Annotated in this window: 22 protein-coding genes; 7 read left to right on the plus strand and 15 right to left on the minus strand. The window is 70.6% G+C overall.

Features of this window, described 5'->3' with window-relative positions; genetic code table 11:
• Positions 1–19: 19 nt before the first annotated feature.
• From ABZW30_RS13070 to ABZW30_RS13080, 3 genes are all read right to left on the minus strand, one after another.
• Entirely contained in the window at positions 20–1,201 is a 1,182-nt protein-coding gene (locus ABZW30_RS13070; protein ID WP_355671151.1) for a lanthionine synthetase C family protein, read from the minus strand.
• Positions 1,198–4,209 carry a lantibiotic dehydratase gene (locus tag ABZW30_RS13075; RefSeq protein WP_355671152.1) on the minus strand — a complete coding sequence of 1,004 codons (3,012 nt, stop codon included), beginning with the start codon at positions 4,207–4,209 and terminating at the stop codon, positions 1,198–1,200. Before ABZW30_RS13075 ends, ABZW30_RS13070 begins: the two co-directional genes overlap by 4 nt.
• Before the next feature lie 83 nt (positions 4,210–4,292).
• On the minus strand, positions 4,293–4,457 hold the full coding sequence (locus tag ABZW30_RS13080) for an FxLD family lanthipeptide (RefSeq protein ID WP_355671153.1): 165 nt from the start codon (positions 4,455–4,457) through the stop codon (positions 4,293–4,295).
• Between the two features lie 710 nt (positions 4,458–5,167).
• Between ABZW30_RS13080 and ABZW30_RS13085 the strand changes: the two genes are divergently transcribed.
• Positions 5,168–6,508 (plus strand): hypothetical protein, encoded by a 1,341-nt coding sequence (locus ABZW30_RS13085; RefSeq protein ID WP_355671154.1) that lies wholly within the window; start codon positions 5,168–5,170, stop codon positions 6,506–6,508.
• Positions 6,509–6,574: 66 nt separating this feature from the next.
• Here the strand turns inward: ABZW30_RS13085 and ABZW30_RS13090 are convergent, their stop codons facing one another.
• Positions 6,575–7,267 carry a hypothetical protein gene (locus tag ABZW30_RS13090; RefSeq protein ID WP_355671155.1) on the minus strand — a complete coding sequence of 231 codons (693 nt, stop codon included), beginning with the start codon at positions 7,265–7,267 and terminating at the stop codon, positions 6,575–6,577.
• Positions 7,268–7,617: 350 nt separating this feature from the next.
• Here ABZW30_RS13090 and ABZW30_RS13095 point away from each other — a divergent pair, with 350 nt between their 5' ends.
• Complete coding sequence (locus tag ABZW30_RS13095; protein WP_355671156.1) at positions 7,618–7,812, plus strand: hypothetical protein; 195 nt, start codon at positions 7,618–7,620, stop codon at positions 7,810–7,812.
• A gap of 158 nt (positions 7,813–7,970) precedes the next feature.
• Here the strand turns inward: ABZW30_RS13095 and ABZW30_RS13100 are convergent, their stop codons facing one another.
• The 6 genes from ABZW30_RS13100 to ABZW30_RS13125 all read right to left on the minus strand — a co-directional run bounded on the left by ABZW30_RS13100 (position 7,971) and on the right by ABZW30_RS13125 (position 15,154).
• Entirely contained in the window at positions 7,971–9,479 is a 1,509-nt protein-coding gene (locus ABZW30_RS13100) for a hypothetical protein (protein ID WP_355671157.1), read from the minus strand.
• 58 nt (positions 9,480–9,537) lie between these two features.
• Positions 9,538–10,110, minus strand: coding sequence for a hypothetical protein (locus tag ABZW30_RS13105; RefSeq protein ID WP_355671158.1), 573 nt, complete (start codon positions 10,108–10,110; stop codon positions 9,538–9,540).
• 76 nt (positions 10,111–10,186) lie between these two features.
• Positions 10,187–10,624 (minus strand): hypothetical protein, encoded by a 438-nt coding sequence (locus ABZW30_RS13110; RefSeq protein ID WP_355671159.1) that lies wholly within the window; start codon positions 10,622–10,624, stop codon positions 10,187–10,189.
• Between the two features lie 1,223 nt (positions 10,625–11,847).
• Complete coding sequence (locus ABZW30_RS13115; protein WP_355671160.1) at positions 11,848–12,963, minus strand: ParB/RepB/Spo0J family partition protein; 1,116 nt, start codon at positions 12,961–12,963, stop codon at positions 11,848–11,850.
• Complete coding sequence (locus ABZW30_RS13120; protein WP_355671161.1) at positions 12,960–14,114, minus strand: ParA family protein; 1,155 nt, start codon at positions 14,112–14,114, stop codon at positions 12,960–12,962. Before ABZW30_RS13120 ends, ABZW30_RS13115 begins: the two co-directional genes overlap by 4 nt.
• Positions 14,115–14,395: 281 nt before the next feature.
• Positions 14,396–15,154 carry a Pycsar system effector family protein gene (locus ABZW30_RS13125; RefSeq protein ID WP_355671162.1) on the minus strand — a complete coding sequence of 253 codons (759 nt, stop codon included), beginning with the start codon at positions 15,152–15,154 and terminating at the stop codon, positions 14,396–14,398.
• Between ABZW30_RS13125 and ABZW30_RS13130 the strand changes: the two genes are divergently transcribed.
• Both ABZW30_RS13130 and ABZW30_RS13135 read left to right on the plus strand, forming a co-directional pair.
• Entirely contained in the window at positions 15,077–15,409 is a 333-nt protein-coding gene (locus ABZW30_RS13130; RefSeq protein WP_355671163.1) for a trypco2 family protein, read from the plus strand. The two genes, ABZW30_RS13125 and ABZW30_RS13130, sit on opposite strands and share 78 nt — an antisense overlap.
• Before the next feature lie 32 nt (positions 15,410–15,441).
• Positions 15,442–18,447, plus strand: a complete 3,006-nt coding sequence (locus ABZW30_RS13135; protein WP_355671164.1) for a tetratricopeptide repeat protein — start codon at positions 15,442–15,444, stop codon at positions 18,445–18,447.
• Between the two features lie 187 nt (positions 18,448–18,634).
• Here the strand turns inward: ABZW30_RS13135 and ABZW30_RS13140 are convergent, their stop codons facing one another.
• Both ABZW30_RS13140 and ABZW30_RS13145 read right to left on the minus strand, forming a co-directional pair.
• A complete protein-coding gene (locus ABZW30_RS13140; protein WP_355671165.1) occupies positions 18,635–18,937 on the minus strand; it encodes a hypothetical protein in 303 nt (100 codons plus the stop codon).
• A 136-nt stretch (positions 18,938–19,073) separates the two neighbouring features.
• A complete protein-coding gene (locus tag ABZW30_RS13145) occupies positions 19,074–19,823 on the minus strand; it encodes a hypothetical protein (protein ID WP_355671166.1) in 750 nt (249 codons plus the stop codon).
• A 566-nt stretch (positions 19,824–20,389) separates the two neighbouring features.
• Here ABZW30_RS13145 and ABZW30_RS13150 point away from each other — a divergent pair.
• From ABZW30_RS13150 to ABZW30_RS13160, 3 genes are all read left to right on the plus strand, one after another.
• Entirely contained in the window at positions 20,390–21,151 is a 762-nt protein-coding gene (locus ABZW30_RS13150; RefSeq protein WP_355671167.1) for a hypothetical protein, read from the plus strand.
• Positions 21,152–21,369: 218 nt separating this feature from the next.
• Complete coding sequence (locus ABZW30_RS13155; protein WP_355671168.1) at positions 21,370–22,113, plus strand: hypothetical protein; 744 nt, start codon at positions 21,370–21,372, stop codon at positions 22,111–22,113.
• A gap of 5 nt (positions 22,114–22,118) precedes the next feature.
• A complete protein-coding gene (locus ABZW30_RS13160) occupies positions 22,119–22,646 on the plus strand; it encodes a hypothetical protein (RefSeq protein ID WP_355671169.1) in 528 nt (175 codons plus the stop codon).
• Here the strand turns inward: ABZW30_RS13160 and ABZW30_RS13165 are convergent.
• The 3 genes from ABZW30_RS13165 to ABZW30_RS13175 are packed head-to-tail and all read right to left on the minus strand — an operon-like array spanning position 22,630 to position 26,566.
• A complete protein-coding gene (locus tag ABZW30_RS13165) occupies positions 22,630–23,151 on the minus strand; it encodes a DUF6262 family protein (RefSeq protein WP_355671170.1) in 522 nt (173 codons plus the stop codon). The genes ABZW30_RS13160 and ABZW30_RS13165 overlap by 17 nt on opposite strands.
• Positions 23,148–25,634 carry a hypothetical protein gene (locus ABZW30_RS13170; RefSeq protein WP_355671171.1) on the minus strand — a complete coding sequence of 829 codons (2,487 nt, stop codon included), beginning with the start codon at positions 25,632–25,634 and terminating at the stop codon, positions 23,148–23,150. The genes ABZW30_RS13165 and ABZW30_RS13170 overlap by 4 nt, the downstream gene beginning before the upstream one ends.
• Entirely contained in the window at positions 25,631–26,566 is a 936-nt protein-coding gene (locus tag ABZW30_RS13175; RefSeq protein ID WP_355671172.1) for a tyrosine-type recombinase/integrase, read from the minus strand. The genes ABZW30_RS13170 and ABZW30_RS13175 overlap by 4 nt, the downstream gene beginning before the upstream one ends.
• Positions 26,567–26,697: the final 131 nt, after the last annotated feature.

Consider the following 26,697-nt stretch of genomic DNA (forward strand, 5'->3'; position numbering starts at 1 on the left):
GTAGCAGGGCGGTTCGCGGTCAGCCGGCCAGAAGCAGGCAGGCGTCCCAACGAGAGGCGGGTGGCGTGGTCACTGTGGTGGTGTGCTGGGCGAGGCGGAGCCCGGCTGTGCCTTCGAGCAGTCCGGCGGCCTCCGGTTGGCCGCCGCTGTTCAGGTAGCGGTCCATCAGGGCTCGCAGCCGGGGCAGTTGGCGGGTGAGCCGGTCGTCGCGGGCGTCGGCTGCGGCCCGCCAGGTGGTCAGCAGGAGCCCGGCCCAGCCGTGGCACAGTGTGGCGTCGGTGAGGTCGAACAGCTGGGCCGGGTCGCTGACGCATCCGGCGAGGGCGTCTTCGGCGAGCTGCTGCCGGTCGGTGTCGTCGAGGGCGAGGCCGGCGAGTTGCTGGGCGCGGGCCTGGCCGGGGGTGCCATAGCACCAGGACGGCCGCTGCGGGCCGCGCTGGCTGGCCTCCCCGGTTTTCCACTCGGCGAGGGAGAGCATGCCAGGCCACCAGGATCGCTCCCGGGTTCCCTGTCGGTGCTGGTCCAGCCAGGTGCAGATCCAGGCGATCGTGTCGGCCTGGCCGGGCACGCTGATGCCGTGTCTCATCGCGGTCGACAGTAGTGCCAGGGGCCCACAAATGCCGTGGGCCAGGCCGAGGTTGGCGTGACCGCCGGGCCAGTGCCGGGACGGCAGGTCGGCCGGGCCGTTCGCGCACCACCAGCCCGGCAGTGGGGTGCCGTCGGCGGTGACCGGGTCGGTGAGGCGGACCAAGTAGGTCAGGACGTCCGGCAGTAGGGCGGTGTCGCCGTGGCGGGCCAGCTGGTAGGCGCCGAGGCCGGTCAGGCCGCTGATCAGGTCCCACTCCCGCAGTTCGGGCAGCAGCCCGGCGTCGATGCGGGCGTGGGCGCGCTCCAGGCGGGTGCGGGTGACCTGGTCGATGTGCGGATCCAGGGCGGCTAGGGCCCGCCCGTAGGAGGGGTGCTGGGCGGTGTTGAGGACGAACGCGACGGCCGGGGCACCGCGGAACAGGCCGTCGTCGGGCAGTGCGGTGACCGGCTGGCAAGTCATCGCCGCCGCCCAACGGTGGGCGTCCGGCCAGGCGATGGTGCCGGAGCGGGCGTACTCGATGTGTTCCAGCGCGGTACCGGGGGCTCCGTCGGCCAGGGCCTGGCCCCAGCCTGGTTCCGGTTCGACCGTAGGCGGTTGCTGGGCGGCCTTCACCGTTCGCCGCCGATCGCGGCGTGGCGGGCGCGGGCGGCCTGCCGGGCCAGGTGTCGGCAGATCTTCTCGCCGTCGGGGTCGAGGCCGATGGCCCGGTTGTGGTGCATGTGCAGCAGGGACTCCAGCACGGCGTCCGTGTCGGCGGTGTCGGGCAGGCTCCGCCGGTAGGCGGCCAGGGACTGCGCCCGGGCGTGCCAGGCGGTGGCGACCTCGGCCGTCCAGCCGGGCAGATCGGTGTGGGAGCCGGACCGGACCAGTGGGACGACCTGATCGGCGACGGCCCGGTCCGCAACGGCTGGTGCGACGGGCCGGGCGGCCAGGTGGCCGGTGCCGGTGCCGGGCGGGAGGAAGGCTTCGGCGATGTGCACCATGTTCAGCGCGGCCAGTGCGCTCGGGTGGACGGTGGTCGTTGGCAGGCACCTCAGCTGGGCGGTCACCAGGCGGGAGTCCGCAGCGAACACCGTCTCGGCGGCCTCCAGCGCGCGGCCGGTCCCGTAGCGGCCGGTCTCCGGGCCGTACGTGTCGAAGGCGAGGCCGCCGGCCAGGCCGCCGTCGCGGAGCCGCTGTCCCCACCGGCCGACCGCTTCCACGACCCGGTCGTGGCCGCCGCCCGGGACGCGCAGTCGCAGGCGGAGGTGGTCGCTCTCGTTGGGGCTGCGGTAGCGCACGAACCAGCACGTCGGCTGGTCGAGGGAGGCGAGGAGCTGGGGCAGGTGGGCGGTGATGATCTCGGTGAAGTAGTCGGGGTGGGAGGGGATCTTCGCGTTCAGCCAGCGGCTGGCCGCGACACCGGGCAGGGTGCCGTGGGTGCGGGTGTCGAGCCTGGGCAGCGGCCCGGTCAGCGGCGACGGAGTGCCGGGCCCCGAGCGTGCGAGGGGGACGGCGATCTCGTGCGCGTGCCCGCCGAGCCAGCCGAAGTCCTCGGCGGTGGCGGTCTCGGTGAGGAACGCCGGCCCGGCCTGCTCCAGGTGGGCGGTGAGGATGGCGACGTGCAGCGGCTCGTCCAGGGTGAGCCGCAGGGTGCGGTCGTCGTCGCGCAGTTCCACCACGGCCGGGCACTGCCAGCGCCGCCGCCACCCGGCCAGGTCGGTCAGGTCGGCCGGGGTGAGGAGCCAGCGGGCCGGGGCCAGGACGGTCCGGCCGTAGCGGACGCGGGGAAGGTAGGGCAGGGCACGGGCGTGCGGGCCCCAGTCGAAGCCGGTCCAGGATGGAGAGAACGCGCGGGTGAGGTGGGCGAGGAACCGGGCGATCGGCGGCGTCTGCTTGTCCAGCGCCAGCGCGTGGAACACCTGCGGCTCCACGATTCGGCGCCGGGAGACGCTGACCAGGTACAGACGGTCGCGGGTCGCGGTGACCGCGAGGTCGTCCACCGCGATGACCTCCACCCCGTCATCCATGGGCCGGTGCTCGCCGAGCGCGATGACGTGCGGCAGGTAGGCGGGGATGCGGGTGACGTTCTCCGAGTGCGGGAACAGCGGCGGGAAGGACAACTGCGCGGGCAGGGCCCCCTCCACCAGGGTGGGCACTGCCCGGTAGACCTCGGCGAGGCCGGCTCCGGTGGCGGTGACGGAGAACCGCGAGGTCAGCGTCCCGGCCGCGCGGGCCGGGGACACCGTGAGCCGGTAGTCGCCGCAGCGGAGGGCGTCGAGGTCGGCGGCGTGGACGCGGGCGGAGATCTCGACGTGCGGCGCGATGTACCGGGCGTCGAAGCGCAGGTCACCGGCCACGGTGTCGATCATCTCGTCGGTGAGGACGATCTCCCGGCTGCCGTCGGCGAGAGCCTGCCAGGCGAGCGCGAGCAGCCGCTCGTCGCGCTCGTTCGGGCCCCGGGTGGGAGGAGTCATCGTGCTGCCGGGGTACTCGGCCGGGTAGCCGAGCCCGGTGGCGGGGTCGAGGAGTTCGGCCAGCGAAACCAGGGTGCCGGTGCTGTAGCGCTCCCAGAACGCGGAGTGGTAGTTCCGCCAGACCGCGTCGCCGGTCGGCTGCCGGGTCAGCCGGAGCAGGGCGTCGGCGGCCCGCTCCAACTCCCCAGCCACGGCGGTGGGCAGCCGGGCGTCGCAGTCGAGGACCAGGTCGAGAGCCAGAGGCGTCCGTCCGTCCGCCGCGAGGTGGCGCATCCGCTGCCGGATCGCCTCGCGCTCACCGGCCAGATCGCTGCCGGGGCCGGCGTGGTTGTGCCGGTGCAGGTCGTCGTGGATCGCGGCGAGGTCGACCAGGACCGGCGCGGTGGCCGGAAGCGTCGCGGCGTCGGCCCGATGGAGCCGGTCGAGGAGGTGCGCGAGCGGGTCGGTGACAGTCAGCGGAGCGCGGAGATTGGTGATCAGGAAGCCTTGCCGGACGAGCTCGACCAGCAGGCCGACGGCCTTGCTCAGCTCTACGCCGGCGGTGCTGGCGAGCTTGTCGGCGACGGCGGCGAAGTACACGGGGGTGGCTGCGGCGTCCTGCACGAAGCGGATCACGCTGGTGCGACGGATACTCACCCGGTTCGGGCCGCCCTGGGTGATCTGCAGACGGCCGCCGCGTTGGACGGCGAGGTTGTTGAACACCACGTCGAGGCGGTCCAGCAGGTCGCGGTCGGCCTCCAGGGCGTTGGTGACGGACGCCAACCATTCGGTGTCGACGCGGGCGACGGGCCGGTGCCCGGCGCCCCACCGCAGGTCCGGGGCTGGCCCGGTGACGGCGTGGGCGACTCCGGCGAACAGGCCGAACGGGGTGGGCCGTCCGGTGGCCCGCAAGAGGTAGCGGGCAACGGCGACGGCGGCCCGGCGAATCTGCTTGGGCTTCACCGGCTGGCCAGCCGCGATGGTGCCGATGCGCTCGGCCAGGCTGGTGCTGGCCTCGCAGATCGCGGCGGCGAAGCCGGCGTCCGACCAGATCTCCTCCAGCCACGCTCGGCACGCCGCCGCATCGGCCGGGTCCGGCCACCGGCCGGGGACGCTGGTCAGCGGGGCGGCGGCAGCCCGCAGGAGGGCCGTACCGGAGTGCTGGTAGAGCGATCGGGCGTTCATCCATGCCTCCGCTGTCGGGGACGGGAAGGGGGTGGGCGCTGGAGCCGGGGAGACGAAGTCCCCGGCCCCAGCGGTGTTGTGGATCAGACGGCGCTGGCGCAGGAGGACGCGCAGGTCCCGGCGCATCCGTCCGAGGTGCCGCACGCCTTCGGCATGCGGTCGCCGCCAAACTCGGTGGTGACCGTCACGTCGAGGTCGAACGGGTCGGCCTCCAGGGCCTCCGGCGCGACCACGGTGATGTTCGCCATGTCGGTACTCCTTCTGGGTCGGTACGGGTTTCGGTGCCACCTCCCCGCTGTAGGGGAGGAGTTCAAGGGCGCGGCCTGCCTCTGGCTCGGCCTGCGCGGGGTGAGGGTCAGGCCTGCGGCTAGGGGTCCGACGTCGCGGCCGTGGCCAGGGGCTGGTGCTGGTCCTGCCGGTTGCTGACAAGCAGGCCGAGCACGGCGAGGTGGCCGAACACCACCAGGGTCTTCAGCGCGGCTCCGACCGGGTCGCGATGCTGTCCCCCGAGGTCTCGGCCGAGACCTCGACGTGGCGGAAGTCGCGGTCCGGGACGGCGACCTCCAGCACGGGGGGGTGAGGGTGCCGGCCAGCAGGCCGGACGGGTGTGGAGCCATGAATGCCTCCATCTCTCCAGGCGAAGATGCCCGACGGATATAACGGGGCAGCCGGGACGTGCGGGACCGGCTGCGCGCGAAGCGGAACTCGGCGGCTCCCCAGTCGACTTGAGAAGCAGACGACTTGCGGCACACCTCTCTGACCGACCGTCATGGAGTCGGTACGCTGAGCGAGTACGGCCGCGTATGCAATGACGCCCCGAGCCTTCGGATGCCCAGGACGCCGCGTACCAGCGTGAAGTGATTCAAGCCGGACAGCCAGGCGCGATGTAACCCCGTCATGGGGGCCCCACGAAGGGGGCGCACTCACTGGCCGTACGCAACCGTTGGGGGAATCTGACGTGAGTGACCGCCCAGGAGCGCTCGTACTGCCCGCCGGGTTCCTCGACGACCCGAACGTGGTGGCAGCACTGCAAACCCGGAACTTCGCCACTGTGTTCGCGGCCGCCAAGGCCGCAGGCGTCAGCTACAACCACATCGCCGAGGCGTGTTCCATGAAGGCTGAGCGGGTATCACTCGTAGCCCGAGGAGATGCCACAGTCACCTCGTTCGAGGCCATCGAGAGGATCGCGGACGGCCTCGGGATTCCGGGTAGATTTCTCGGCCTGGCTCCGCGACGCTGGGAGAAGCCCGCCCCAACTGGTTCTACGGAGCAGCCCCATGAGCCCTCGGCAGTTGACCCCGTGAAGCGGCGCATGGCCCTCAAGGCCCTCATCGCCAGCGGGTTGTCCACCGTCGCACTCGGCCATCTCGCCGACGCGCGCCACACCCTGGACGCCGCCCTGGCCGGCCACTCCACACCCACCGACCTCGACTACTGGGAGCAGGTCGCCGACACGTACGCCCTCGGCTACGGCGGCCAGCCTCCCACCGCGCGTCTCGCCGAGATCACCTCCGACGTCGTCGAGCTGCAGCCCCTCCTGGGCCAGCCGCAGACCACGATGAACCGCGGCCGGCTGTGCCGAACGGTCGGCCAGCTCTCCGGCATGACGGCGATCGTCCTCCACGACCTCGGCGAGGCACAGGAAGCGAGGGGTTGGTTCCACTCCGCTCGGCTGGCCGCAAAGGAGTCCGGGGACCGGAAAGTCCTCGCATGGCTCTATGCCCGCGAGGCGATGACGCCACTGACCTACGGCGTGCCCCGGGAAGCGGTGCGCCTCGCCGACAAGGCCCTGGCCGCAGCGGGCAACTCCCCATCCGCAGCAGCAGCCCTGGCCGCGGCGGTGTCCGCCCGAGCCCACGCCGTCTCCGGCAACACGGAGGCCGCCCGGGAGGCCCTGGCCCAGGCCCAGACGATCGCCGAGCAGCTCGACTCCGTGAACAGCGCCGATACCTGGCTCGGACTGCCGGAGCAGAAACTCCAGATCCACCTGTCGCACGCCTACACCCGACTCGGGGACATCAAGCCGGCCCGGGCCGCGCAGGCCCGCGCCCTGCAGCTGTCCGGGCCCAGCAGCTTTCAGTCGCGAGCCCTGATGCACATGGACGCGGCGCTCTGCGACCACCACGCCGGCGACACTCTCCAGGGCTGCAAACGGGCTGTAGAAGCGCTGATCGAGCTTCCCGCCGACCAACGCACCGGGCTCGTGCGATCGCGGGCGGCCGATCTCCTGCGGGTGATTCCGCCCAACCGCGGCCATGAGCGTGCCGTTGCCGACCTCCGCGAGGTCCTCCGGGCCTGATCGGCGCCGCGCCGGGCTCGGGGCTGAGCAGCCTCTCTGCCGCCGTCGTGCCCTATGGGGCAAGCGTTACCTGCGCCCGACGATCGCGTTGACGAGGGTGTGGCGGGAGGACGGATCCTCGGGGCCGCCTGGTGTCCTGGCCACGACGGCATCGGGTGTACAGGGGGCCGTGACGCCCTGCCAGTAGTTGTCCAGGGGCATGCGGGCGACGGCGTACCCGGGGCCGGACCCGTCCGGGGTGGCGGAGACCTCGCTCACGGTGGCGCCCTTGCCCTGATGGGAGACCGCCAGGCTGGAGTACGCGCCCAGGGCGATGGGGGACTCGCGCAGCGGGCGCCCCGGCACCGAGCTGGGGGTCAGGACCGGCTCACCAGGGGGGCCCAGGCTCGTGGCGACCAGGCTCGCCGTGGTTTTCGTGGGGTCGGCCTTCCCCGCGGCCACGGCCAGGGCCCGGGCGGTGGCCGCGTCGGCGGCCATGGTTCCCGCTGACGGGTTGGGCGGGACGTAGGCGGCGATGTTGGTGGCGGTGTCCGGGTTCCCGTAGGCGATGACGACGGCCGGCGGGCCGGGCTGGGTCAGCGGGTTGTCGATCCGGAGCAGGAGCTGGGGCGGGTTCGAGGGGGTGTCGATCTGCTTCTGGAGGACGTTGAGGGCGTCCAGGTCGGTCTGGGTCGCGTGAACATAGGTGTCCGGGTCGGCGAGGCCCTGCGCGATCTGGGCGCGCAGCTGGGGCAGGTAGAGCCGGTTGGCCTGGTCCACTGTCTGCGCGGGCAGCCCCGCCAGGGCCCCGACCTGGCCGGGGTGGTCCTGGAGGAGCTGCTGGCGCGTGGACTCGGGCAGCGAGTCCCACCACTTCCGGGTGCTGCCGGGGGTCCGCCCGGCAGCGGCCCGATCAGCAGGTTGGTGTCCCTGTCCAGGTAGTTGATGTCCTTCTGGACGTCGGCGATCCGCTCTGGGGTGAAGTCCCCGGTGCTCTGGTAGGTGTTGTCGAGCCGCCCCAGTGCTGCGGTCACGGTGTCGTCCAGGGTCTTCACCTGCCCGGACAGGTCGTCGACCTGCTTCGCGAGTTTGTCCCGGGCGGCCTCCATGGCCTTGGCCCACTGCGGGTCGTGCCGCGCGGCCTCGTCGCCCTTGCCGGGCGGCAGGACCTCTACCACGGGCGCGGTGTTCTCGTCGCCGTCGGTGATCCGCAGGCCGGCCGGCCGCTGCCCGCACCGTCCACCACACAATGGCTCGACGCCGAAGAGACGGTCCGCACCAGGTGGCGGGCCCTGGTCACCGTCCGCCAACACCCCAACCGCTGACCATCGTGCCGTTCACCCGGCGGTGGGCTGCCGGGGCCTGAGAAAGCGCTGGAAGGCCGTCACCAACGGGTGACGGCCTTCCGGTTTCTACCTCGCTGTGTGCCTCGGCGGAGTGGATTCCGGGCCGGGCGCCTTGTCCCGGCCCACTGCGTTCGCGGTCAGCGCCGCGGGGGCGGCGGGGTCATCCGCGCGTGCAGCAGCGTGGCGCGGGTGAGTTCGGTGCCCTGCTTGTGTTTCTCGTTGAACAGGGCGGTGAGTCCGGCCGGGGCCTTCGACCAGTGGTCGCGGAGGCTGATGGGGGTGGCGAGGTTGTCGAGGAGCTGGTTGACGACGTAGGCGGCTTCGGTGGGCCGGTCGCCCCAGCCGTCGCCCCACCACAGGTGGTCTCCCGGGGTGCAGGGGGCGGGGTGAACCTGTCCGTCGGTGGTGGTGATCCACACGGTGCCGTACAGGACGGCGGAGGCCAGTTCACCGCGGCCGGCGGGCAGGGCGAGCGGGGCGTAGAAGAGCCACTTGGGCCCCTTGTCGCCGTCGTCCTTGGTGCGGACGACCGGCATGTCGGTGAGGGGGTCGACGAAGAACGCCTCCACCTCCTTGCCCTCGGCCAGGGTGGCGTGGCCGGCGGTCGGGTCGCACACCGTGAGCCTGCGGGCCCATCGCTCGGCGACGGTTCCCTCCTTGGCCCGGACATCGGTGAACCGCCCGTACGGCAGCAGCTCCGGGTGGTAGCCCAGTGCGACGTCGGCTGCCGCGACCGCGTCCGGCTGACTGCTAGCCACGATCTCCCTCCAGCCCGCCTCAAGGAGTTCCTCGTCCTCTTCGACGTCGATGGGGTGGATGGTCTCGTCATGCTGCGCCGCGATGACCAGACGGGTCTGCATCCGGTCGCTGTGGCCGCCGAAGATCTGAATGTCCGTTGCGACGCCCTCGACGCGCTGATTGCGGATCGCGTCGGCCATGGCGTTCAGCGCGCTGCGGGCAGGCTCGCTGAAGGCCGTGTTACGGGCAGCCCGGCGCAGGACCTGTTCCCGGTCGTCGGCGAGGACGTCCGCCACGACGGCCGGGGAGCCGGGCTCCCACAGGCGGATGACCTCGGGCCGACGCAGCAGGTCGGGCCACCAAGGCAGGGACTGTCCAGCAAGGTCCGCGACGCGGCCCCACCGGGCCTCGTACTCGATGCCCGGCTGCGCGGTGTCGGCGGCGATCAGGGCGGGCCCGGTGTGGCCAATGTCGCCAAACAGGGCACACACGGTGACGATCTCCCGGTTGTGCACGGCCACGAGGTCGACTGCCATGGCTGAGGCGGCTCCGCGCTCGGTGGTGTGGAGCATGCGGATGACGCCGATGCTGGTCTGCCAGTCGGTGGCGGGCCCGTGTGCGGTGTCCCGGTAGCCGAGGCAGCGTCCGGGTTGGCGCTGGCCGGGCAGGGGCCGCTCCAGGAAGGCACCGCGGTGCTGGAACTCCGGGGTGGCGGCGGCCCACTCGTACATTTTGGTGCCGTCCCAGACCGGCCCGTCGGGCTCCGGGGCGAAGGGGCCGCGGTAGTGGTCCTTCTCAGGGGCGGGGAAGTCCTTGTGCTGCCTGGGCAGGCGCCACATCCCGAACGAGCTCACCCCGAGCAGGTCCTGGACTTCCGCCTTGCTGAGGTAGGTGCTGCTGATTCCCATGCGACTCTCCCTGTCTGCGCGGATTCGAATGCGGGGCGCGGGGCTGTGCCCGGTTGGGTCAGGCGGCGTCCTCGGTGCCGTGGACGCCGTCGGGTGCGCCGTCCAGCGGGTCGCTCTTGCGCAGCCAACGGCTCGCGGTGCGCAGTGCCTTGTCGGTGTGGATGCGCGGTTCGTGCCACAGGCGCGTGAGCCAGCGGTCCAGGTTCCGCCGGTCACGGTCGTTGCCGCGCAGCACGGAGGGGACAGCCTCGACAGGCTGGGCAAGGCCCTTGCGGAGAACGAGGACCAGGTGGTCGGTGACCAGACGGCCGATCTCTTCCGACGTGCCGAAGCCTTCCTCGACGAGGATGTCCTGCGTCCCGCCGGGGCCGGTGCCGCCATAGCCGGCGCAGCACGCGGTCAGCCACAGTTCGTTGGCGTCCTCGTCGATCAGCACGAGCTTCGGCGACTGTGGCCAGGCGTTCTGCGAGCCGTGGCCGGTGTTGGCGAACCGGCGGCCGTCGACGATGACGTCGTCCTCGGAGAGGTAGGCACGCGCCTCGATGAACGTGCCGAGCTGGTGGCGGTTGTCGCGCCAGAACTTGAGGCTCTCGGTGGTGGCGTCCTGCCCGCCATCGGTGAGGATCATCATGCTCTGTACCCTACCGATTACGGTGAGCAACCCGGGTGGGAATGCGCACAGTTGGGCCGCTTCTCCAGCTGGCGGATCAGTCCGGGTCGGGCGTCCCGAGCGTCCACCCGCTGACGGCCGTGATCGGGCCACGCCACAGTGGCAACGCGCGGACAGTGCGTCCGGCGCGGTAGGTGACGTCCCGCAGGTGGAGGAAGCGCCGGTCCACCTCGCGGCGGCGCCGGCCGTCCTCGGCAGCCTGGTCTAGGTGCCCGAGCGCCTCCCGGACGACCTTCCGCAGGCCGTAGTAGTCGGCCTCGCCAAGCTGGCGGACGTGCAGGTCTTCCCATGCCGCCGCCGACACCATGGTCCCCGTGACGAGCGCACCGTCCACCGCCAACGTCACGACGATGGTCTCGGCGGCGATTTCCGGATGCTCCACCCCGAGGCGCAGCAGTTCCAGGTGCGGGTCCGTGTAGCTGTCGCCCTGGAGCAGGACCCGTAGGGCGGGCTGAACCGCATCTCTCCACGACACCGCACTGCTCCCCTCGCCCCAGGTGGGTCCGAGGGGACCTATGCCCTCTGGGAGGTGCCGGTATCCGGGCCGCTGGCGGGCACCACGCCGTCGTTCGTCGGAAACGCGTGCGACGCCTGGGCGGGGGACCGGGCGTCGCACATTTTGAGCAGGGGTTGGACGCCAGAGCGCTCATCAAACCTGGGGTTCGGCCTTGCGCTTCAGGAGCTCGAGCAGTTCAGACGCCACCTGGACAGCCTGTCGGTGGTCCGTCGTATCGAGGACCAGTTGCGCGGTTCCTCTAGGATCGGATGGAACCAGCCGGACCACGACCATCGGCGCCTCGTTGGTGTGGGCTTCCCGCTGGTCCGGCAGGGTCGGTGTGGAAACGCCGTTTCCACTGGCCGCTGCTATTGGCAATACGGGGTCACCTGCTTCAGGGGTGGAAACGGCGTTTCCACGCGAGCCGCTGCGTCAGGGCCAGTCAACAGACCATCCCACTCCGCGCCGAGGACCGCTGCCTTCTATCTGGCGTAAGGGTGGTTCATGAGGTTGCCCTCCGCCGCGTGGTGGGAGATCACCGCCTGCTCCGCGGCCCGCAGATCCTCGCGAAGAACCCGCTTAGCGGGAGCCAGCCACCCACCTGACGGCCGTCCGGTCGCCTGGGGCACGTCTCGAGGGGAGGTTTTCGCCAGCAGAGCGATCGCCACCATGATCGAAATCTCTAGAAGAGCCTTCTGGCGGCCTGTTGGCCGATCGACAAGCCCGACGTACCGGCCGCATCCTGAAAGGCGCCTCAAGGGGCCTTTCTGTTGGTCAATTTTCCGCCATGGACATGCAATTTCTGGCCGGCCGGTCCAGGAAGCGATCAAATTGGGCACGTCCGCTGCCGCGCCGGCCCGACCCCTGGCGACGTCCGACACGCCGACGAAACCGGCTTCCCTGTCAGCACCAGGGCGGTTGCGGCCGAGCTGACGCAGTGGCCTCCCCTCAAGCACGCTTGATGTCACGTCAATCCCATCAGCAGCCGCCTGTCCCCCACTGCGCCGGAAGCTCCCCGTCACCGGACAAGTCGCCGATCCCACGGCGGCCGTCCGGCAGCGTGCCTGAATCGCCAGATGATCGACTGGCCCACCCACCACGACGCCTACGGTGCGGCGGATGTGGCATGGCTCCCCCTATGGGCAGCAGAACGGCCCGGCACCCGAGGGTGCCGGGCCGCCGGTTGAAGGCCCTCCCGCTGATCAGCCGTTGGCCGTTCGGTCCGGCGCGTACTCCTCAAGCCGGTCCAGCACCTTGGTGGCGACGACCCTCAACTCGCTAGGCTGGAGAAAACGGCAGAGCCAGGACGCCACTCCATCGAGGTCACGCCAGTCGGGAACACCAGTCCCGCCGTTCTGGGTGGCCGTTCTGCCGACCTGCCGCGACTGCTCGACCAGGTCTGCTGAGGAGTCTTCCGCAGACAACTCCGCTCGAGCACTCTCGTCACCGCTGGCTTCGCGCTGGTCCGGCAGGGCCGGTGTGGAAACGCCGTTTCCACTGGCCGCTGCTACTGGCAGCGCGGGGTTACCTGCTTCGGGTGTGGAAACGGCGTTTCCACGCGTGCCGCTGCGCGGGCGCTTGGGCGTTGCGCGTTCCTCGATCGCCTTTTCGACTGCAGCCTTCTGCTGGTCCTGCGGGAGTCGGCCTGCCGAGCGGGCGATCTCGACCGGCAGTTGCTTGGTCTCGACGGCTTCTTGCAGTTCAGGAGTCAGGTTGAGCAGGGAAAGCCGCTGGGAGACCCAGACGTGGCTCTTGCCCAGTCGCTTGGCGACCTCTCGCTGTGAGCCGTGGACGGCGACGAGCCGCTCCAGTGCCTTGGCTTGGTCGAGCGGTTCGATTTCAACGTGCTGGACCGCGGCAACGAGCGCCGACTCGAGCATGTCGTCCGCAGTGTGTGCCAGGGTGTCGTCGATGTGGACGGGCAGCTTGTCCAGTCCGGCCAGGCGGGCGCCGGCGAGGCGGCGGTTGCCGTCGAGGACGACGTAGTCGGCGGCGCCGATCTTGTCTTCGTGGCCGGGGTGGGCGGCTGCGAAGGCGGCGCGGGTCACCACCGTCAGTACCTGGACGATGCCGCGGGCCTCGAGGCTGTCGGCCATCTCCTTGATCTCGGTGAGGGTCTCGCGCGGATTGAACGGGTTGTGCGCGAGCCGGCCGAGGCTGACCTCGTTCCGGGTGGCTGCGGGCGCTGCTGGCTCAGCGACGACGGGCTTGCCGTCGAGGGCGGCCAACGCGCGGCCGCGGGCACTGACGGGTTGCGGTGCGACAGCATCGAAGGTGCTGGAGCCGCCGAGCATGGCGGCCTTGCTGCGACTGCTCACGAGGAAAGCTCCCTGACGATCTGACGCATGGTGTGAGCCTGCTCGCTGTCGGGGGCGTAGGCGAGCAGTGGCTGGGTGACGCGGACTGCCTCGCGCTGCTCTCGAAGGTCCTTGTTGACGGCCAGGACTCGGGGGGTTCCGAGGCTTTGCCACTTCTCAAGGGAGGAGGTGGCGATGAAGCCCCGGCGGGAGTCGTACTTGTTGACGACGAGCCCGAGCTGTTCAAGGTTCAGGTCGTAGTCGGCCATGAGGGCGTTGATCTGCTTGACGAGCATCCCGTAGGCCTTCGCGGAACTGTCCTCCGCCTCCACCGGGATCACGACGCCGGAACGTCCGTCCTGTTCCTCGTCGCGCTGTCGGCCGTAGTAGAGGGCGGCGTCCATGGCCAGGCCAAGGCTGGGCGGGGAGTCGATGACGATGACGTCGTAGTCGGCCTCGGCCGCGCTGAGAGCGCGCTCGAGGACGGCGTGCCGGGGTCCGCGGAACATGGCCAGGCCTGCATCGAGGAGGAAGGCGTCGAAGGCTGCCGGCAGGACGTGGAGCCTGCCCCCGAACCGCTCGCCGGGAATGACGACGGCCAGGTCCTGGATGAGCTTGCGGGCCTTCTCGCGCTCAAGCATGTGGGTGACAAGGCTTTCTTCGCCTGCGTCGATGGCGGGGATGTCCAGTTGGTGGCTGAGATGTCCTTGCGGGTCGTAGTCGATGAGAAGGACCCGCTGGCCGTCCTCCGCGAAGGCCTGCGCGACGCCGGCGCTGAGGGCGGTCTTGCCGACGCCCCCCTTCTGGTTGGCCATGACGATCCGCCGGACCGGCTGCTGTACGGACTGCGCCTCGTCGGCAGCGTGCTGGTCAAGCCAGAGCCGGACTGCTTGAGCGAGCCCTTGGATGTAGGACACCCCGCGTTGCAGGCAGTCGCCCTTGAAGGCGTCGTAGAGGCCTTCGGGAAGCCAGGTTCCGAAGGAATCGGCACCGGCGGTGTCGATCGTCGGTAGAGGGGTGGTGTGGGCCTGCCAGGCGATCACGCCGTCGGTAACGGCGTCCTGGAGGTCGATGCCCAGCTGAGCGGCGCGAACCTTGAGGTCTTGACGGAGGGACGCGGGCAGCTTCGACGTTAGCTTTTCCCGCTCACCTCCCGAGTACGGGGATGCCATGACGTCAGCATACTGACGCGAGACGATCAGACACGAACTGAGGCAGCGTGTCGGCACATCAGAATCCGCTTGGGTGCCGGGTGGGTGGAAACGGCGTTTCCACCAGATCCGCCTCGCTGACACTTCTCTCCTTCTCACCAACGCCTTCGCGACCACCTGGAGCCGGACGCGCTTCACACGGTCGCGGAGAAGCTGCTGGTACGCATCTCCGCGTAGCCCGAACGACGAAGGCCCACACCCGACCGGTCGGGTGTGGGCCTTCGTGGTTGCCGGGCTGGCTGTCAGGCGGCGGCGATGAGGGCGGCTGCAGAGAGTGCAACTAGGGCGGCGATCGTGGTGTCCGAGGCCCACCGGAGCAGCAGCATCTTGCGGTGGCAGAGGGCGGATAGGACGCGCAGCCGGTCCATGCGGCGGTCGGGGATGAGTTCGGCGCGCAGCTTGGTGGGGGTGCAGTCTGCCCAGTGGGCGTAGGAGCTGCGGTCGTGCGGGGTGATGCGGGGGCGTACGACGAGCACGGCGAGCAGGGTGGCGGCGAGCAGGATGGCGGCGGCCGGGGTGATGACGGGGAGGCTGGCACCGTTCGCCTGGGCGAGGATGGCGACGGCCGCCGTGAGGACACCGTCCAGGCCGAGGAGTAAGCCGGCTTTGCTGTCGGTTCGGGCGGAAGCGCGCGGGTTCCCAGAATCCTGAGCGCTGAGAGGCCGGAACCTGCACGTCAGTAAGTGGTTGGTCGTGGTTTGGGTGCCAGTTCGGCGATGAGTTTGAGAGCCACTGTTGGAGGCCTGATGGTTGTCGCTGCGGCATGGTGGGTCGCTGCTTGGCCGAGTGCCCGGGGATGGGTGCCAGATGTTGACGGGGTACGGCCTGGGGCCGGGTGTCGGCGGGTTTGGCTGCGGGCGGCGCGATGGCGGTTCTACCGTGTCCGTGTTGATATGACGGCGCGTCGGATTGGGGTGGGCTCGGTGGATATTCCGCTGGTGGATGCGGTGGCGGCGGTGCGGGATGAGTTGATCGCGGCGGCGGCGCTGGGCGGAGACCATCCGGATGTGGTGTTCGCGGTGGGGCCCGTGGAGATGGAGTTCGAGGTCGAGCTGCGGGCGGACGCGAAGGCGAAGGCCGGGTTCAAATTGTGGGCGGTGGGCGCGGAAACGGAGGCCGGGGTCTCGCGCGGCCGCACACACCGGGTGTCGTTCACGCTTACGCCGAGGAACGTCCACGGCGGTGACCTGCTGGTCAGCGGCACGCCCGAGCGGCCGTCCGGCCCCGGGGACACTTCGCGCCGCATCACGGACTGAACTGCGCATAACTCACGTCTAGGGAGACTGGGGTGGAGCGGGCGCGTCTGATGGGAGTGACCGGGCCCGGTGGCCCGGGGTCGGGGTATGCGGTGGGCGGGCGGCTGGTGCTGACCTCGGCGCACGTCGTCGCCCGGACGGATGAGCGGGTGGAGGTGTTCCGCCCCGGCGGCGACCACGCGGTGGGCGGGGTGGTGGTGTGGTGCGGCACGCCGGGCGGTCGGGATGACGCCGCGCTGGTTCTTGTCGACGAAGGCCCGTGGTGGCAACCACTGGCGGGGGTGGTGCGCTGGGGGCGCCTGGTGACGGACCGGCCCGGCACTGTGTGCGAGGGCTGGGGTGTGCCGGAGGTGGCCCAGCGGTCCGGGGCCGCGGTGGAGGCCGTCCAGTTGACGGGGGTGGTGAACCCGGGCAGCGGGTTCGTTGGCAACCAGTACGTGATGGATCTGCTCCAGCACCCCCCGCAGGGGTCACTGGCTGGCTCCTCACCGTGGGGTGGTCTGTCAGGGGCCGCAGTGTTCTGTGGTCGCCTGCTCACCGGCGTCGTCGCCTCCGACCGTGCGTACTCCGGCCACGGGCAGCTCAACGTCGTGCCTGCCTACGTCCTCCAGCATGACCCGGCGTTCCGCACCGCCCTCGCCGAGCATGCCGGCGCCGCAAGCGGCCTGGAAGCGGTGGAGTTCCAGCACCTCGCAGACCCAGCGCCCGGCACCCCCTGGGGCGGACTGCGCTCGCCCGCGGCGCTGCTGCAGGCCGGACGGCAGACCGTCCCCTTCCACGGCCGCGAAGACCTGATCGAGCGGATGCGGGCATGGTGTGCACTGGGGGGCTTCGGGGCATGGCTGCTGCACGGGCCCGGTGGGCAAGGCAAGACCCGCCTCGCTCACCACCTCGCCGACCTGCTGGCCGCCGACCGGTGGGCTGTCCTGTGGCCGCACCCGGACGCCACCTCGGCTGAGCTGCGGGAGATCCGGCACACAGCCAGGCCGATGCTGATCGTCCTCGACTACGCAGAAATCCGCGCCGAGCAACTCACCGCCCTGATCGAGGCCATCGCCGACCACCCCGGCACCACGCCGCTCAAGATCCTCCTACTCGCCCGCACCGCCGGCGACTGGTGGACCCACGCGAAGAACATCACCAGCCTCACCCAGGACTACCTCGACGCCGCCCGCATCCACCTGCTGCTCCCGTTGGAGGCCAACCCGTCCAACCGGCGCGAGGCCTACCGCCAAGCCGTCCGTGCCCTCGCCACGGCTCTTCCCCACGTCCACGGATACGCCGAGCACGACTGGCCGGCCATGGCCGACACCCTGACCGTCCCCCGGCTCGACTTGGACGCGTACGGCAACGCGCTCACCCTCCACATGACCGCCCTCGCCGACCTCCTCGACACCGCCGTGCCGGCCGCACCGACCGGGGGTGGTGCGGTGCGGCAAGCAGCGGAGGGGGTCGAGGACCGGCTGCTCGGCCACGAGTACCGCTACTGGGAGCAGACCGCCACAGCCCGCGGCCTTGTGCCCAGGCTGACCTTCGACACCCTCAAGACGGCGCTGGCCGCGGCCCACCTGGTCGGCGCCGCCGACCGCGAACAAGCCGACCAGACCTGGCGCAGCCTCCCAGCGCTGGCCGACCAGACCCGGGACCGCCGTGACGCGGTCACCGCCTGGATCGCCGCGCTCTATCCCGCAACCTTCGAAGGCCGGCCCTGGGAGAGCCTCCAGCCCGACCGCCTCGCCGAACGCCACACCGGGCGCATCCTCGACGCCGATCCCGCTCTCGCCGACCACCTCCTCAACGACGCGGACCACGCTCAGACGGGCCAGCTGCTGACCATCTACAGCCGCGCCGCCGCCCACTCCGTCTTCCAGAGGCGCCTCGATGCGCACCTGACCCGCCTGTGTACACGCAACCACCGCCAACTCGCCGGCCAGATCATCACCACCGCTGTCCAGACCAACCACCCAGCCCCCCTCATCACCGCCCTCGACGCCATTACCGCCGACCCCACCGTCACGCTCGACGACCTCACCACCCTGAACGGCTGGCTCCCGCGCTCCAGTCGGCGCCTCGCCGAATCGGCGGTCCGTCTCACCCAGACCATCACCAGCCACTACCGCGCGCTGGCCAAGGTCAACCCAGACGCCTACCTGCCCGACCTCGCCACGTCCCTGAACAACCTCTCGAACCGGTTGGGGGAGGTGGGGCGGTGGGAGGAGGGCCTGGCCGTGATCCAGCAAGCCGTGCGCATCCGCAACATGCTGGCCGAGACGGACCCGGATGCCTACCTGCCCGACCTCGCCACGTCCCTGAACAACCTCTCCATCCGATTGGGGGAGATGGGGCGGTATGAGCAGGGCTTGGCCGCGATCCAAGCAGCCGTGCGCATCCGCCGTGCCCTGGCCAAGGTCAACCCCGATGCCTACCTGCCCGACCTCGCCACGTCCCTGAACAACCTCTCCATCCGGCTGGGGGAGATGGGGCGGCAGCAGAAGGGCCTGGACGCGATCCGGGAAGCCGCCAACCACTACCGTGCGCTGGCCAAGCTGAACCCGGACGCCTACCTGCCCGACCTCGCCGGTGCCCTGAACAACCTCTCCATCCGGCTGGGGGAGATGGGGCGGTGGGAGGAGGGCCTGGCCGTGGCCCAGGAAGCCGCTGACCTCTACCGCTCGCTGGTCGAGGCAAACCCGGACGCCTTTCGGTCGGGTCTCGCTCACTCCCTGCATAACCTGTCTATTCGGTTGGGGAGTGTGGGGCGGCGGGAGGAGGGCCTGGCTGCGGCCCAGGAAGCCGTGCGAATCCGCCGTGCGCTGGCGGAAGTGAACCCGGACGCCTACCTGCCCGACCTCGCCGGTGCCCTGATCAACCTCTCGGAGCGGTTGATGGCGCTGGGGCGGAGCGAGGAGGCCCTGCACCCGTTCCAGGAAGCCCTACACATCCGCCGGACATACCCCAAGCTCTTCAAAACCCAACAGGAGTGGAGTTCGCCGCCGCCCGTGGTCATGGTGGGCTGGATGCGTACTCTGCACCCCTGAGGGTGTTGCGCATACTCGCCCATGCGCTGTCGGCCACCTTCCTGTCGACCAAGCCATGCCTCGTACACCTCTCGTTGATGGCAGCGACCAGCGCCGTCGCGTAGTGGCGGACGGCATGCCTGTCGTTCCTCGTTACTGCCGAGCGTCGGCGTTCAGGCGGTTGATCCTGCACGAGACCGCGGGCCGATCAGCTAGCGAACTGGCGCTCTCCTCTCGCAGACGTTAGGGGCCGGCCCGCTACCTTGGCAGCTTCGCGGTGCACTCGGGGTAGGCGGCGACGAAGCTCGGCGAAGTCCTCCACCAGAGCGGTGGCGGCGCCGGTCAGCGGCAGCTCGCCCAGTGGCCGGCTCCGAAGTCGGGCCAGCACCGGCCCCCAGCTGCGGCGCATGATGAACAGGGCCTCCTGCCCCGGACAGACCGTCGTCGCGGGCGTCACGTCCGCGGACACCGGCTGGGGTTCGTCGGCCTGGGGCAGGGCGGTGGTGGTCATCTGTGGTGTCTCCTTCGACGGGTCGGCCCCGGCCTGCTGGTGTGCGGGCCGGGGCCGGGTTGGTGGCTGGTGGTCAGGTGCGGTGGCGGCGGGCCGGTCCTCGAGGGAGGGACGGCCCGCTGTTGGGCGTGGTCGGCTACAGCAGGCCGGCGGCGTGGGCCTCCGCCTCCTGGTCGACGTCCTCGCCCTCGTCCTCGTCGGCCTGGTCCTCGTCGTCGGCGGCCGGGGCGGGGCAGAGTTCGGCGATCGCGAGGTGCTCGCCGAGCGCGGCCCACGGGCCGCCGTCCTCGGCCTCGCCGTCGGTGGGCTGCGTCGTGTCGGCGGCGGGGGCGTCCAGGAGCGCGGCCAGGTCCGCGATGGTGTGGATCGGCACCGGCTGCTCGCCGTCCCGGGCGAGCAGGTAGGTGCGGCTGGTGTAGCCGTCGTGGTCGGTCGGGCGCGGAACGGCCAGCAGGCGCGCGGTGGAGGTGATCTCGCACGTCGCGCTGCCGTCTTCCGCGCCGGTCCAGTTCTCCGCCTTGGTGAGCGCGCCGTGGCTGTAGTCGATCCGCCCCGCGCTGAACGCGGCGCGGGCTGCGGCGTCGGCGCAGACGTCGGCGGCCAGCTGCTCCCGGGTCGGCGCCGGGACCGCCTCGCGGGCCGGGCCGTGGTGCTCGGCACCGAGACGGCGGCGCAGCGGGGCGAGGGCCTTGTAGGCGGTCTGGTCGGTGATCAGGGCGGCGAGGGCGCCGGTGGCGAGGGCGAGGGTGACGCGGGCTTCGGCCGGGCGGTGAGTGAGGGCGCGGTAGGCGGTGAGGCCGGCGGCGGCCGCGGCAGTGACGGTGGCGACGCTGTCGGCGGCGTCCAGGGCGGTGCGGGCCAGGCGGGTGCGCAGGGTGTCGGTCACGAGTGCCTCCGGGAGACGGGTCGGGTGCCGGCCGGGCGGCCGCGCCGCGCACCACCGCGCCCGCCGTCCCGGCCTGGGTGGCGGGGGCGGCGGGCGCGGTGGTGGGCAGCGTCAGTGCCCGGTGCGGTGGTGGCGGATCTCGTCGAAGCCCTCGTGGAGGAGGAGTTCGCGGGCGGAGCGGGCCATGCGGTGCTGGTAGCGCAGCTCGTCCTCCGGTACCCGCTGGTGGTCGGGCCTGGCCGAGTTCCGTGCGAGGCAGAGGTCGAGTTCTCAGGAGGTCGCCGATCCTGAGGCGGACTCACGACGGAGTCTTCGCAGCTCAGTGGCTATGAGTCGGCACCGTAGTAATCACAACATGTGTGGCGCAAGGGATATCGGCCGGCTTCACTCGTCAGTGGTCGCCAGCAACGTCGGCGGGAGGTGTGGACGGCCACGCAATTCCCCAAGCTGTCGTCCCGTCCGTGTCCAGGGGCCAGCGTGCCTGGAGGTGGCCCGAACTACTCCCCTGAGTGGAGGCCAAGCGAATTCACATGACAGTTGCGAGTCGGCTCCGCGATCATGGGTCGATGACCATGGGACCGGACCTTCTGAGTCTGAGCATCGTGTGCCCACCGCCCGACGAGGGCGGTGTGGAGGTCCGCCCGATCGTCAATGGCCGGGATCTTCTGGCCGAGGTGGTCCCCGGTGGCGTGGGAGGCTCCCGGTATCTGGGAGTAGGCCCTCGGTATCTGTTGGGCCAGGACGGGCCGTTGCATGCCGCGGCGACGGCTCATGAGGTTCGTCTCGCTTGGTCCGGGTGCGGCGTGGAGGAGTGCTGTGGTGCCCTGTACGTGACCGTCAGGCGTGACGGGGAGCTTGTTGTCTGGGCGGGATGGCGCGACCTGGCCAATCAGGACTTCGACCTGCCGGAGCTTCGGTTCACCGCAGGTCAGTACGAGGCCGAGGTCCTGCGAGCCGAAGAGGACCGCAGTTGGGAGTGGCCGGCGGGAGCGGTTGCGCGGCTGCTTGAGGCGGGACTGAGAGAACGCGGGGACTGGCTCGTTCGGTGGGAGTGCGAGTTGGAAGGCGTCTGGGCCTCCCGCAAGGAACCCGATCGAATCCACGTCGTCCTGAGGCATCCCCCTGACCGGGCCGATACAGATCTGCCCTGGCTGCAGTTCGGGATGACTCTCCCAATCTCCGCGGACGCCCCATCGGACCAGGCCGAGCGCCTTGAAGCGCGGCTGACTGCAGACGATCCCCGTACCACCGCCGAGGTCTGGGGAGGTTCGCATGATGCCGAGCAACTGGGCTACCCATGGCCGCCGGTCGACCCGTTGCTCATGTGAATGGCAGGGAGAGGCGGGGATGGGCCTTCCCCTGCCGATGGGCATCTACTCGTAACCGCCATCCCCATGGGGAAGCGTGACGGTGCGGGTGAGGAATTACGTGAAGCTGATCATGTAGATCGTGGGGAAGAGCGTGACCGCTGACAGACGGGTCCTGGCGGCGGCAGCCGGTCAGGAATTCGCGTGTCCTCTGAGTGAGGCCGTGCGAGCATCGGCGGGTGATCGACGATGAGGAGCTGTTTGCCGCCGACCTGATCGGGAGGCGACTGCTGAAGGTGACCACGGCTTGGCATCACTACGCTGACGACGATCCGTCGCTGGTGCACCTGTGGCTTCACCTGGAGGGCCTGGGCCCGGTTCTGTTCCATACGCCCTCGACCGGCGTGTCTCTGCGGGCCGACCAGCCGCATGGTCCGTACTCGATGGAGGAGTACGGAAGCGTCTCCGTGATCGACGATTCGCCGGATGTTCCGGTGACCCGGTTTGTCGGGCAGACGATCCGGTCGGTTCGGCAGATCGACTACAACGACGGCCGTGTCAGCTTCACGGCCGGTCTCACGCTCCAGTTCCCCGGCGGAAGCGTCCGCCTGCTCGGTCTCGTGGACGACCTCCTCATCGCCCACGACCAGCATCTGGGCGCTGTCGAGGCCCACCTGCACGAGGATGTGACCCTCGCTCGGGTGGTGCAGACCTCCGGGGGCTGCCCGTCGCAGTGGGACGCCTGGACGACCACGGGTCAGTACCTGTACCTGCGATACCGGCACGGTGAGGGGACTGTCGAGCAGCATCCGAGTGAGGACGTCGACACCTGGGACGGCGAGGAGTCGAGGCTCTGGACCAGCTGGGACGACGGAACCAACGGCGGCTGGATCAAACTCACCGATTTCCTCGCCACAGCCGGTCTGCGGCTGGCCCCGGACGCCGAGGTCCACACCACACCGCCGATCGACCCGAAGGCCTGAGAACGATGGTCACGCACCCCAGCCGCGACTACGCGATCACCGCGATGTACTCCGTGCCCGACGACGCCTGGTACCTGGAGCTGGACCTCGTCCGGGAGCAACGGGCCGTGGTGACCGCGGTCATCCCCGACGAGGACCCGGCGCGCGAGCCGACGGTGTGCTTCGATCCCCAAGGACGGCACCTGGACATCCCGTACGAGGTCATGCGCTGGTTCATGGATCAGGTCGCGGATGAGATCCGGACGTCCCGCGCCTGGATGCGGCTGAGGCCCGAGCTGGTGGAGGTCATCCACCGCTTGCGCCAGGAGTATCTGGGCGCCATCGATGACGTCGACTTTCCCGACGTCCTCGCGGAGCTGCGCGTCGCTGTCCCCGAGGCGGATCTCCCCGTGGTTCTTGCGGCCGCACTCGGGCTGCATCCCGATGGCACCCCGATGGATGGCATGCAGGCGTTCCAGCTCGTCGTTGCGGGGGCGGTGGCAAGTGATCACTGTCCCACCGCCCCCGCGTCCGAGGTCAGTGGCCCGTGTTGAGCCGACTGATCAGCTGGCGGTTGGCAGCTCGGGCGGCCTGGAGTTCTTCGTTGCGCTCTTCCAGCTGACCGGTGAGATCGACCGCTTGCTGTTCAAGGGCGGTGATGCGGCGCTTGAGCTGGTCGATGTCGTCGGGTCCGCCGAGTCCGGAGTCTCTCCACGCCTGCTCGCCGAGGAGCTCGGAGAGCTTGCCCTCCAGGGTCCGAATCCTTGCGACGAGACGGCCGGCGCGTTCTTGGGCGTTGGCCAGGTCGGCTTGGAGTGAGGCGCGGGTGACGAGGGGGCCGGTGCTGTCGGCCCTCGGCTCGGAATCGGCGGCGTGGACCTGGGCGAGCAGGTCCTTGTGGCGGTAGAGGAAGGCGCGGTCGACACCGGCCTGGCGGGCGATACCGGAGACGGTGATGGGTGTGCCGGCTTTGACGGCGGCGGCGACAGCCTTGATGACGCGCTGGCGACGCCGGGCGGAGTCCGCCCGGCGGCCGTCGGCCATGGATGTGGTGGTCACAGGGTCCTGTCTGGTCGGAAGTCGACGAGTGGCTGGCGGACGGCTGGCAGACCAAGGTGGACGACGTTGTTGCGGGCGCGTCGCACCAGGGCGGTGGCCTGCTCGATCTCGGTGCGCTCCTGCTCGGAGAGCTCGTTGACGGAGTGCTTCACCCGGCCGATCAGGCGGCGGACGCGGCGGATCTCCTCGTCGGAGGGCGTCGCCTCGGTTTTCGCCCAGGCGTCTGCGTCGATCACGGCCGCCAGGCGTTCACGGCTGCGGAGGAGGTCGGCGAGGTACGCCTCCAGGTCGGGAAGGTAGGACACATCGGTGCTGAAGTGGCCGCAGCCCACGCAGCGGAAACGGACCGGGCAGTCGTGGCCGCCCGCGGCGACGTTGGACGGTTCGCTGCACAGTCCGTAGGGGACGGCGACCTCGCCCACGGCCCGGCGCAGGCGCTCGGTGTCCAGCAGGGCCTTGACGGTGCGCCAGACCCGGTTGCCGTGGCGGTCGAACTGCATGGCGGTGACCCGTTCGACGGCCTCGCGGCGCCGCTGTTCACCGACCCGGTAGTACTGCTGGGTGGTGACGGCCTGCTCGTGGTCCATGAGCTGTTGCAGGACGTCCGGGGGAACGCCGGCGTCGGCGTGGCGCTGGGCGTAGGTGTGGCGGTAGGCGTAGAGGAAGATCTTGCTCTTGTCGAAGGCCAGCAGGTGCGTGACGGGCTGCCCGTCGACTTCGACCTTGGTCGGTACCCGCAGTTGCGGCAGGCTCTCGACCCAGGCCCGGTGCAGGGCCTGCAGGCGCGCGACGCTGATGGGGCGGGTGCCGTCCAGGCAGCGGTAGGACGTCGGCAGGAGTTTGAGGCGGCCGGGCGGTGTGTCCGGGTACTTGGCGCGCAGCCGGTCCTGCTGGGCGGTGATCAGCCCGGCGGTCGCTTCGGCGATCGGCAGGCGCCGCCCGTAGCGGTGGGACTTGAAGTTGTCGTAGACCAGCACTGGCTTGCCTGCCCCGTCGCGCTCCAGGCAGTCGAAGGCCAGTCGGCAGATCTCCACCGGGCGGCGCCCGGTGTCGATGACCAGCTCGACAGCGAGCCGGATCTCGCGCTCGTGGCCCTGCTCCAGCCACGGCAGGTGCGCGCACAGGGCCTGCATGACCTCGACCGGCAGGTCGTGCCCGACTTCGTCCTCGTCCGGAACGGCCGGGACGTCGTCCACTCCCAGCGCGAAGTCGTCCGCCAGCCCGTGCAGGATCCGGCCTGGGCGGGTCAGGCCCATCGCCCGCATCCGCGCCAGCATTCGACGCAGGTTGACGCAGTACTCCCGTCGCGTCTTGAGCGTGACCTCCCCCTGCTGTTCGAGGTAGGCCATGCGGTTCAGGTAGGCGATGATGTCGTCGCGGCCCAGGACGGCAAGGTGATCTCCCCGGTCGGGGCGTTGCAGTCGCAGGCTCTCCGACAGACGGTTGAGCGCGCGGATATGGGACTGGACGGCGGTGCCGACGCTACTGCCGCGGCGGCGCGGCATGTCGTCCAGCGCCCACTGCTTGGCTGCCTCGCGCAGCCAGGGCTGGCTGATCTTGGTGAAGTACAGCCAGCCGGTCTGCCCGAAGGCCAGCAGGTCCCAGACGTCCTTGTGACGCTCGCTCTCCGGGGACATGCGGGCCCGCTCGCAGTCCCTGACGATCGTGGTGCGCAGCTGGCGGTTCAGGCTGCTCAGGCCTTCGACAGGCAGGTCCTCGACCGCGGTGGCCTGGCGCTCGCGCAGGAGGTCGCAGAACGGGCGGAGCTTGTAGTAGCAGGTGCGCGCGCCGTCGCGCACGCGCTGCTGCAGGCCGAGGACGACCTCGGCGACGACCCGCTCCGACAGTCCCCGCAGGTTGACTTCCCGGCCCACGTCGATGGGTGCGGCGGTGCGTCGCCAGTGCTCCTCGTCGATGGTGCCGTACCGCCGCCGCAACTCCCGCAGCCGGCAGTCGTGAGCCATGCAGTACAGCGACCTTTCTCCGGTCCGCTGCCGCACACACGCAACGGTCTCGCACAGCCCGAACGACGGCAGCGGCCCGGTCTCGGGATGGGCGAGGAAGTCCTCCAGCGACAACTTCAGTACGGTGATCCGCCGGTAGTGGTGAGCGGCGCACAACAGCTTCGCCGACGACCGCCACGCCCGCGGGCAGTCCGGCACGACGCACTGCCCGTCGCCGGCGTAACGGACCCGCCTGGCCTGGGCCGTCGCCAGGTACTCCTCGACGGGAAGACCGCTTCGCTTCCAACGGGGCCGGCAGCCCGAACACAGGCCGCACGCATAGGTACTGGCCCTGTCGCACCCGGGGTGGATGCAGGCGCGGGTACCGAGCTGGGGGTGCTCGCTGGGGAAGTGGAGCACGCGAACCTGCGGATCCCAGCCCAGCAGGTCCAAGAAGTCCTTGTCGACCGCCGCCCACAGCGCGGCGACGACCGGATCGCTGCTTCCGGCGCCGGTCTGGGCCGGCACAGCGGCGGTCACCGGGTGCCCTCGGCGGTCAGCTCGCGCGGGCTGGCGACCCGTTCGACCGCTTCCCGCAAGCGGGTGGGTGCCGGGTGCAGGTACGGCTGGGCAGAGGCCGGATGGTTCTGGCCAAGCAAGGCCTGGATCTCATCGAGCGTGCCGCCGGCGTCCGCGACGTTGCTCGCGAACCCGTGCCGCATCCGATGCGGCGCCACCGGCCCTTCCAGGCCGGCCCGGGCGGCCAGGGCCTCGATAAGGTCGCCGATCGCGTCCGGGGTGACCGGTGATCCCAGCGGTGCGCGGAACAGGTTCACCAGCAGGAAGTCGCTGCCGTCGGCGCCGAGCCGCTCGTGGCGTTCGGCGACGTACTGGTCGAAGGCCTGCACCACCAGGAAGTCCACCGGCTGAACCCACCGGCGCCGCGACTTCGACCACGCCCCGTTCGAGTTCTCCCGGCGCACCACGTGCAGATGGGCCCCCTCCGACGCGCAGCCCAACGCCCGCGAATCCATCAGGAGGTGGCAGTCCTCCCTGCGCAGCCCCGCCACCTGCCCCCGGCGCAGCCCGACCCGGGAGAGCAACAGCACGATCAGGCGGTCCCGGGCGTTGCGGCACTCCCGGAACATCGCCACCACCTGCTCATCGCTGGTGCGGTCAACCGCCGACACCGGCTCCTGGAGTCGGTGCCGAGCCTTCAGCCGGTAGGCCAGCCCGGTCCCCTCGCCCCGCGCCTCCTCCGGCAGGCCTCGCGTGTCGGCAAGCTCGTAGAGCACGCCCAGCACCCACTTCGGCGCCGCGCCGTCGCGGATCGCGTGAGTGAGGAACCCCCGGACCCCGGTCAGGATTCGGTTGACCCGGCGCTCACCTCGCACCAGCTCGGCTCCAGGCCCCATCCGCACCGTGCCGATGCTGCCGTCCGGCTCGATCGGGGTGTACTGCAGCCACACCATGAACAAGCCCAGGTCCTGTGCCGCCTCCGGCCACTGCCGCCCCGTCCGCAAGCACCAGGTGAGGTACAGGGCGGCATCACCGGCGTAGCCCTTGGTCGTTAGCTCCGCCCGGTTCTGCCCGAAACGCAGAT

The organism is Kitasatospora sp. NPDC004669 (genome assembly GCF_040609455.1).
GTDB lineage: Bacteria > Actinomycetota > Actinomycetes > Streptomycetales > Streptomycetaceae > Kitasatospora.